Source organism: Bacillus sp. 05T31 (genome assembly GCF_056396725.1).
In genome coordinates, this window is the sequence record NZ_JBFTMA010000131.1 from 1 (window position 1) to 8615 (window position 8615).

7 protein-coding genes and 1 riboswitch are annotated in these 8615 nt (G+C 36.2%); of the genes, 4 read left to right on the plus strand and 3 right to left on the minus strand.

What is annotated here, in order from left to right; all coding sequences use genetic code 11:
• The first annotated feature begins 44 nt into the window (after positions 1 to 44).
• The 3 genes from AC1DJR_RS10880 to AC1DJR_RS10890 all read left to right on the plus strand — a co-directional run bounded on the left by AC1DJR_RS10880 (position 45) and on the right by AC1DJR_RS10890 (position 3065).
• A complete protein-coding gene (locus tag AC1DJR_RS10880; protein ID WP_002125705.1) occupies positions 45 to 434 on the plus strand; it encodes a hypothetical protein in 390 nt (129 codons plus the stop codon).
• A gap of 433 nt (positions 435 to 867) precedes the next feature.
• Positions 868 to 975: riboswitch (SAM riboswitch) on the plus strand.
• Between the two features lie 82 nt (positions 976 to 1057).
• A complete protein-coding gene (locus tag AC1DJR_RS10885; RefSeq protein ID WP_477002594.1) occupies positions 1058 to 2116 on the plus strand; it encodes an LLM class flavin-dependent oxidoreductase in 1059 nt (352 codons plus the stop codon).
• Complete coding sequence (locus AC1DJR_RS10890; protein ID WP_477002595.1) at positions 2109 to 3065, plus strand: ATP-grasp domain-containing protein; 957 nt, start codon at positions 2109 to 2111, stop codon at positions 3063 to 3065. Before AC1DJR_RS10885 ends, AC1DJR_RS10890 begins: the two co-directional genes overlap by 8 nt.
• A 382-nt stretch (positions 3066 to 3447) precedes the next feature.
• On the opposite strand, the gene AC1DJR_RS10895 is transcribed toward AC1DJR_RS10890, so the two are convergent.
• Positions 3448 to 3606: a hypothetical protein gene (locus tag AC1DJR_RS10895; protein ID WP_002087237.1), complete on the minus strand. Its 159-nt coding sequence runs from the start codon at positions 3604 to 3606 to the stop codon at positions 3448 to 3450.
• On the minus strand, positions 3606 to 4700 hold the full coding sequence (locus AC1DJR_RS10900; protein ID WP_477002596.1) for a response regulator aspartate phosphatase: 1095 nt from the start codon (positions 4698 to 4700) through the stop codon (positions 3606 to 3608). Before AC1DJR_RS10900 ends, AC1DJR_RS10895 begins: the two co-directional genes overlap by 1 nt.
• Positions 4701 to 5313: 613 nt before the next feature.
• Between AC1DJR_RS10900 and AC1DJR_RS10905 the strand changes: the two genes are divergently transcribed.
• Positions 5314 to 7698, plus strand: coding sequence for an immune inhibitor A domain-containing protein (locus AC1DJR_RS10905; RefSeq protein ID WP_477002597.1), 2385 nt, complete (start codon positions 5314 to 5316; stop codon positions 7696 to 7698).
• 173 nt (positions 7699 to 7871) lie between these two features.
• On the opposite strand, the gene AC1DJR_RS10910 is transcribed toward AC1DJR_RS10905, so the two are convergent.
• Positions 7872 to 8402, minus strand: a complete 531-nt coding sequence (locus AC1DJR_RS10910; RefSeq protein ID WP_429687516.1) for a cysteine hydrolase family protein — start codon at positions 8400 to 8402, stop codon at positions 7872 to 7874.
• Positions 8403 to 8615 lie beyond the last annotated feature (213 nt).

The window sequence follows — 8615 nt, forward strand, 5'->3', positions numbered from 1 at the left end:
CTAATATATTGTAAATATATTTTATTTTGAAAGGATGTGATTATATGGCTCATAAATCTACTGGAGTGTTTCGAGTTCCAGTTTCTGAAAATGGGATTATTCCAACTGCTCTCAACATTATGTTAAACAATGATTCACGCTGCCATACTAGTAATGTAACGGTAACTGTTAAGAGAAGTCGAAACACTTTTTTCCCAACTCAAAATGAATTAGTTGAAATCTCTCGTACTTTTGTTTCTTTAGAACCAAACAGAACAACTAAGATTGTGTTGTTTACGCCAGAATTCGAAATAGAAGATTTTCTTGATGTCATCATTAGTGGAAATAAAGATGATGTTAAGGATGTTCTTGTATATTCTTTCTTAGCAGATTCAGCAGGTCACAATCTGCCATCTACTGTTTTCAGAAATGCAGAATACACTTTTGCTTGCTGATGCCGTGATGATGTATTCTTTACTGTCATATATCTGAAGGAAAATGTTAAATAGGAGTTGATTTAACTTTTATTTGGGTTCTCCAAAGAAGTCTGCTTTAGCTAAATAAACAAGGAATCGACTAATAGGTTCCTTGTTTATTTGCATTTAACATGAAATTTAGTGTCAACGATTCCAAAAGAAACTTTACATGGGAATGAATTTTTTCTTAATGAAGTAGCACTTATAGAGTAAAGAAACTTAGTTATAAATGATGTTTTCAAAATGATACAACATACCCCTTTATATATCCGCAAGTAAAACAACATAATACCCCTATAAATCTCTATAACAATATGATTTTTCATATATCATTTAATGTGTATCGGAAAAATAAGTATTAAATTATTGATTTTTATTATTCTGATGATTATAATAAATGAAAATCAAACAATTCTTATGTTGAGAAGTGGAGGGACGGGCCCTATGAAACTTCGGCAACCTCGTTTTAGACGAAAGGTGCCAAATCCTGCAGGTGAAAAAAACACCTGAAAGATAAGAGCGGTTCACTTAGTCAAGAAGGCTACTCTTATTTCGATAAGAGTAGCTTTTTTTATGGCTAAAAGATAAAGGGGGAATATGTAGTGGAGTATGGTTTTTGGTTACCGATTTTTGGGGGATGGCTTCGAAATGTAGATGATGAATCTATGCCACCTACGTTTGAGTATGCAAAACAAACAGCGCAAGCGGCAGAACAATTAGGTTTTTCAACAACACATATTGCGGAATTAAACTTAAATGATATAAAAGGTGTTTCAGCACCAAGTTTGGAAGCATGGACAACTGCGGCAGCACTTGCTGCGGTAACGGATAGATTAGAGATTATGACAGCTGTAAGACCTGGTTTTCACAATCCAGCAGTTACAGCGAAAATGGCAGCAAATATAGATCAATTAAGTAATGGTCGTTTTACATTGAATGTAGTTTCAGCATGGTGGGAAGAAGAAGCGAGGCAGTACGGCGGGGTATTTACCGCACATGATGAACGGTATGATCGCACAGAGGAATTTGTAACAGTTTTGAAAGAGCTTTGGAAAGAAGAAGAGTTTTCTTATAAAGGGAACTTTTATGAGCTTCATAATACACATTTAAGTCCAAAACCTGTGCAGAAACAAGGCATTAAGATCTATGCAGGTGGTGAGAGTGAGCGAGGAAAAGAAGTAATTGTAAATCACGCGGATGCATATGTAATGCATGGCGGAACAGTGGAAGAAGTATTTGTGAAAATAGAAGATATGAAGAATCGTAGAAAAAAAGTCACAGAGGAGCCATTGCATTCATTCGGGCTCGCGGCTTACGTCATTTGTCGTGATACAGAAGAAGAGGCATTAGAAGAATGGAGACGCATAACGGATGTGAAAGACGATGCTTTAGGTTACGCGGGTTACCAAGAYTTTATTAGTAAATCGCATTTGGAACAGCAAGTGAAGCTCGATGATTATTCCGTATCTAATCGCGGGTTACGTCCTAATTTAATCGGAACACCAGAACAAATTGCAGAAAGGATACTTGCTTTTGAAAAAGTGGATGTTACGTTATTACTTTTACAATTTTCGCCACAGCTTGAAGAGATGAAACGATTTTCTGAAAAAGTGATGCCATTAGTTGAAGCAAAAAGAAAGGAATTGATTACAAATGAGTAAAATTTACATATTACATGAAAATAAGGAATGGACGGATCATTTGGTGAAAAGGCTGGAAGAGCTGGAGTTACCGTATGAGGAATGGCTTTTAAATGAGGGAACACTTTCATTAGAACAAGAACCTCCCCAAGGTGTTTTTTATAGCCGCATGAGTGCTTCTTCACATACGAGAGGGCATCGATATGCACCTGAGTTGACTGAAGGAGTTCTTGCTTGGTTAGAGGGATACGGGCGAACAGTATTTAATGGATCTCGAGCATTGCATCTTGAAGTAAGTAAATTGAATCAATATGTAGCATTAAGAAAATTTGGGATACAAGTGCCGAAAACAATTGGTGCTGTTGGCCGTGATCATATAGTAAAAGCAGCAAGGGAGTTAGGGGAGGTACCGTTTATTACAAAGCATAACCGTGCAGGTAAAGGCCTTGGTGTTCAACTTTTTCATTCCATTGATGCTTTAGAACAATATTTGGATGGTCCGACGTTTGAAGAGCCTATTGATGGAATTACTTTAATCCAGCAGTATATTGAAGCGCCAGAACCATATATTACACGTTATGAGTTTGTAGGCGGTCAGTTTGTATATGCAGTTAAAGTAGATACATCAGAAGGATTTGAGCTTTGTCCGGCAGATGCGTGCTCTATTCACGATGCTTTTTGCCCAGTAGGAGAAGAGAGTAAGAAAGAGTCGTCAACAAAATTTGAAATTATATCGGACTTCCAAGAGCCAATTATTGAACAATACAAAGAATTTTTGAAAGAAAATGAAATTACCGTTGCTGGTATTGAATTTATTCGTAGTGCGGATGGAACAATTTATACGTATGATATTAATACAAATACAAACTATAATTCTGACGCAGAGTCTGTAGCGAATCAATTTGGTATGCTTGAGCTTGCTACATTCCTTGGAATAGAATTAGAGAAACAAGTAGAGTCAGTTAAATAATGTTGATTAAAAAATAAGGTTCTGGTGCAAATATAAGAAAAAAGAAGAGATAGCACATTTTATCGGTGAAAGATCGTTCGTTAGAGGAGCTGTAGTTGCTGGGAAAAGTTTAGGATACCCTGATGCAGGTTGGGGTTATCTTTACGGAGATTGCGGGTAGTTTGAGATAGAAATTAGAAGAACCCCTCTACCTTAAGGTGGAGGGGTTCTTCTAATTTAGTGAAATGGTATATTAATGTGGCTTAGAAGCAAATGATTTCGGTGCGGAGTTCAAGGTTAAATGGGCTGAAGTTAATAAGTAGTCTGCTATATGATGTTTAAGAAAGGGCACTCCATTGAGGGAGTGCCCTTTTCGTAATTCATGATATAGAATCTCTTTATATTACCAGGAGTCACCGTGGCTGGATTGCATGTACATAATTGTACTAGATTTAGTCGAATTAACCTGTTCTTTAGAATCTGATTGTGAAGGGAATGCTAACCCTATAGATAAAGCAGCTGAAAGTGCTAAGCCTAAAATCGTTCCAAAAAGTTTTTTCATTATTTTAACGCTCCTTTTTCGAAAGTTTTTTCTTTAGCTTGATGACTAATATAAAAGTATTTACTAGCTTTTAAGTCGTTACTTTCTTCGTAAAACTTGATTGCTAATTTTTCAGTGTATTCTTGTGTGTAATTAAATAGTTKTTGCTTATCRAAAAATGAGATAGCTTCCCAAGATAATTCTTCGAGAATAGYAGCTGGAACACCTTTATTCATACAATCTAAAATTTTGAAATGATATAGGTATTCTTTRTTGTCTAATTGCTCACARATCGCCAAYCCTCGTTCGATCAACTCGGCCGATTGATTAACTTCACCGAGTTTGAAATGTTCTCTAGCTTCAAGGAAAAGGGCTTTAAAATGCYCCGGAGTTTTAGTTGTTACTTCTGATAAGTGTCGGATTGCTAAAGTGGATAAGTTTTGGCTACTATATAAAAACCCTAAATTACTGCGGACTCTTAATATTAGGGAATCCTCATTATTTTTACGTAAAATATCTATTGCAGAATTAAATTTTTCTTCTGCTACAGGGAATTGTTTTATATCAATACATGCTAAACCGTATAAGTTCTCGCAAGCGGCAACATTATTTTCATAACCATTATGTTTAGAGAAAATCTCTTTAGCTTTAGTCACATGTTGAATTGCTAATAGAGGTTGATAGGTATGAAGATAGAAGTTAGCAAAACGATAGCTAAACTCGGCTATTTCAAGATCGTCATGAATATGTTGTAATAGCGTTTCGGCTTTTTCGTAGTATTCCCAGGCTTCATTGTTGTTTGAAATTAGTGTGGCGTGAATCCCTTTGAAAAAGTGATAATAATAAGACAACGATTCATTTTTTGGTATATTCAGTGAATCAATTGTCTGGAAGCTTGTTGGTGTAATGCTTAAATGATCAAGCAGAACTTTAAAGCGAAAAGTAAGAAGTGAGTAATGGAATAGTAAATTTGAATCTTCATTAATGCTATTTATGTATTTATCAATTTCGTCTTTTAAGTGTGTTGCTTCTTTTAGGTGCTGGGCACGTATCTCTTGATACCAATTATTTAAAAGTTGTGTGATCATATCTTTTGTTTTTAGGTGACTTACCATAATTCTCCCCGCTTTCTACTATATTTATTTGTATATTGGTATGTATATACTAGCAAGAAATTAAGTATGATAGAGTGATATATTGAAAGAAAAAAACTTTTTCAATAATTTTCTGATAATTCAAAAGGTAATTAGAATATAAATAGAAAAAGAATTCAATCGGATTCCTTAGGTGGTGATCATTTACTTATTGCAAAAAATAAGTGAATCGAGCGAATATGACTATTGTACTTGAAATAAATAACAGCCTTTTTGTAAAGTGAATCTACATAAACTGATTCGAAATTTTATAAGAATCCATATGGAAAGTATTCATTCAAATAACAAACAGTCCAAGTTGCAATGAGAAACTTGGACTGTTTGTTATTTCCATTTCTAGCGCTACTCCATCGCATCAAAACAAAAGAACGAGTGATCCCACTTTATGGTTATGTACAAAACATAAACTAGTAGAAGTTTTGTATTTTTTTTATCCTACGTATCCCACCCTGCACAAAAAAATATTTCTCAACATTTTATTTGTTGAAAAAGATTGAATATTCTATATAAAGAGAATATTATGTTTCTATCGGCAAAAAAAACGATAATTCGCAGACACTGGGGAGGAAATGCATTGAAAAAGAATAAGAAGTTAAAACCATTATCAGTTTTAGCAACAGCGGCAGTACTAAGTAGTAGTTTTGCTTTTGGAAGTCATGCGGCGTATGCTGATTCGCCATCATCTCTACCAATAGATGAGCATTTAATACCGGAGGAGCGTTTGGCAGAAGCGCTAAAACAACGGGGCGTAATTGATCAATCTGCATCACAAGCTGAGACGTCAAAGGCTGTCGAGAAATATGTTGAGAAAAAGAAAGGGGAAAACCCTGGTAAAGAAATCTTGACAGGAGATAGTCTTACGCAAGAAGCTTCTGATTTTATGAAAAAAGTAAAAGATGCAAAAATGAAGGAAAATGAACAGGCGCAGCAGCCAACAGTAGGGCCAGTAGCTGGACAAGGTGCAGGATTGAATTCTAGTAAATTAAATGGAAAAGTACCTACTGCACCAGCGAAGCAAGAAGAGTACAACGGTGCTGTTCGAAAAGATAAAGTACTTGTTTTACTTGTAGAATTTAGCGATTTTAAGCATAACAATATTGATCAAGAGCCAGGATACATGTATTCTAAGGACTTYAATCGTGAACATTATCAAAAAATGTTATTTGGTRATGAACCATTTACGTTATTTGATGGATCGAAGATTAATACATTTAAACAATATTATGAAGAACAATCTGGCGGCAGCTACACAGTTGATGGAACTGTAACGGAATGGCTTACTGTTCCAGGGAAAGCTTCGGATTATGGTGCGGATGCGGGTACTGGCCATGATAACAAAGGTCCTTTAGGGCCGCGTGATCTTGTGAAAGAAGCATTAAAAGCAGCGGTAGCAAAAGGAATTAACTTAGCTGATTATGACCAATTTGATCAATACGATCAAAATGGTGATGGAAATAAAAACGAGCCAGATGGCATTATTGATCATTTAATGGTTGTACATGCTGGCGTTGGTCAAGAAGCTGGCGGGGGTAAATTGAAAGATGATGCGATTTGGTCTCATCGTTCAAAACTTGGATCAAAACCATATGCGATTGATGGCACAAAATCTTCTGTTTCGAATTGGGGCGGAAAGATGGCTGCATACGATTATACAATCGAGCCTGAAGATGGAGCAGTTGGTGTGTTTGCGCATGAGTATGGTCATGATTTAGGATTACCAGATGAATACGATACGAAGTACTCAGGACAAGGTGAACCTGTTGAGTCATGGTCTATTATGAGTGGCGGCAGCTGGGCTGGAAAAATTGCAGGAACAGAGCCAACAAGTTTCTCACCACAAAATAAAGAGTTTTTCCAAAAGAATATGAATGGCAACTGGGCGAATATCGTTGAGGTAGATTATGATAAACTTCGCACRGGAGTCGGTGTTGCAACATATTTAGATCAAAGTGTTACAAAATCAAAACGACCAGGAATCGTTCGTGTTAACTTGCCRGACAARGATATTAAAAATATCGARTCRGCATTTGGTAAGAAGTTTTATTACAGCACAAAAGGAAATGAYATTCATACAACACTTGAGACACCAGTATTTGACTTAACAAATGCMAAGGATGCTAAGTTYGATTATAAGGCATTCTACGAACTKGAAGCGAAGTATGATTTCCTTGACGTATATGCGATTGCAGAAGATGGAACGAAGACACGCATTGATAGAATGGGCGAAAAAGATGTAAAAGGCGGCGCGGATACAACTGATGGTAAGTGGGTTGATAAATCATACGATTTAAGCCAATTCAAAGGGAAAAAAGTAAAACTGCAATTTGAGTATTTAACAGATATTGCAGTAGCTTATAAAGGATTTGCATTAGATAATGCAGCATTAACTGTAGATGGAAAAGTTGTTTTCTCAGATGATGCAGAAGGCCAGCCAGCAATGACATTAAAAGGATTTACTGTATCTAACGGATTGGAACAGAAAAAACATAACTACTATGTAGAGTGGAGAAATTACGCTGGTTCTGACACGGCGTTGCAACATGCGCGTGGCCCAGTGTTTAATACAGGAATGGTTGTATGGTATGCGGATCAAAGCTTTACAGATAACTGGGTAGGCGTTCATCCAGGTGAAGGATTCTTAGGAGTAGTAGATTCTCATCCAGAGGCAATTGTGGGTACATTAAACGGACAACCGACTGTGAAGAGCAGTACGCGTTATCAAATTGCCGATGCGGCATTCTCATTTGATCAAACGCCAGCATGGAGAGTAGATTCGCCAACTCGCGGTATCTTTGACTATAAAGGATTACCAGGCGTTGCAAAATTTGATGATTCTAAGCAGTACATCAACAGCGCTATTCCAGATGCAGGACGTAAGTTGCCGAAACTAGGATTGAAGTTTGAAGTAGTAGGTCAAGCTGAAGACAAATCTGCAGGTGCAGTTTGGATTCATCGATAGAATAAGGTGAAATGAAGAAGAGCTGTCCATAAGTTGGTGAAACTGACTTATGGACAGCTCTATTTTTATTGTGGAAATAGGCAGTCTAGGAACCAGTTCATTGGAAAGCAATTCTTTGAAAGTGAAAGAGACTATAGTAAAAAATATRTAGACTATCAAATATGGAAATGGAATTAAAACTCTATACTTTCGGAATTTTTTACGCAAGCAAACCATTGACCTATTATCTCGTTATGATGCTTAATGATTTGAGACGCCGATAATACTGTAGAATTATATGTACTATGTCCATTCTTTACAAGAGTAACGTCATATCCTAAGCTGTATGCACGCCGGCATGTTGCATCTATGCAAATTTCAGATTGAATTCCTGCTATAACAACTCGGTTTATATTTCTCATTTCCAGCTCTTGTTGAAGACTCGTTTTATGAAAAGAATCCGGATGATTTTTTTCAAGAACGACATCTCCTGTTGCTGGGGCAATTGATTTATGAATTTCCCATCCAGGTGTCCCTTGGCTAAGCAAGGAACCGGACTTCCCGTTAAACTTCATATAAAAAATAGGGGCTGAAGCAGAACGGGCTTTAGAAATCAATAATTGAATAACTTTTAATAATTCCGTTCTATTATATAGGACTTTTTTCTCTTCAAATGAACCTATCTGTACATCAATAATAAGGAATGCTGTACAGCTTTTCATCATAAATACCCTCCTAATACTTGGTCCAAAAATACAAAAGTGAAATATATGTAAACTACAATGCTATGCATATTTAATGTATCCAAAAGTTCCAAAGAATATTGCATGGAGGTATGAAGTGGATGCAAATAATTACAATTAGTAAAAACTGTTTTAAATAAAGGACATGAAATTTGCAATCATATAATGAATCATGTTAAAAGGTATGTTCTCAGG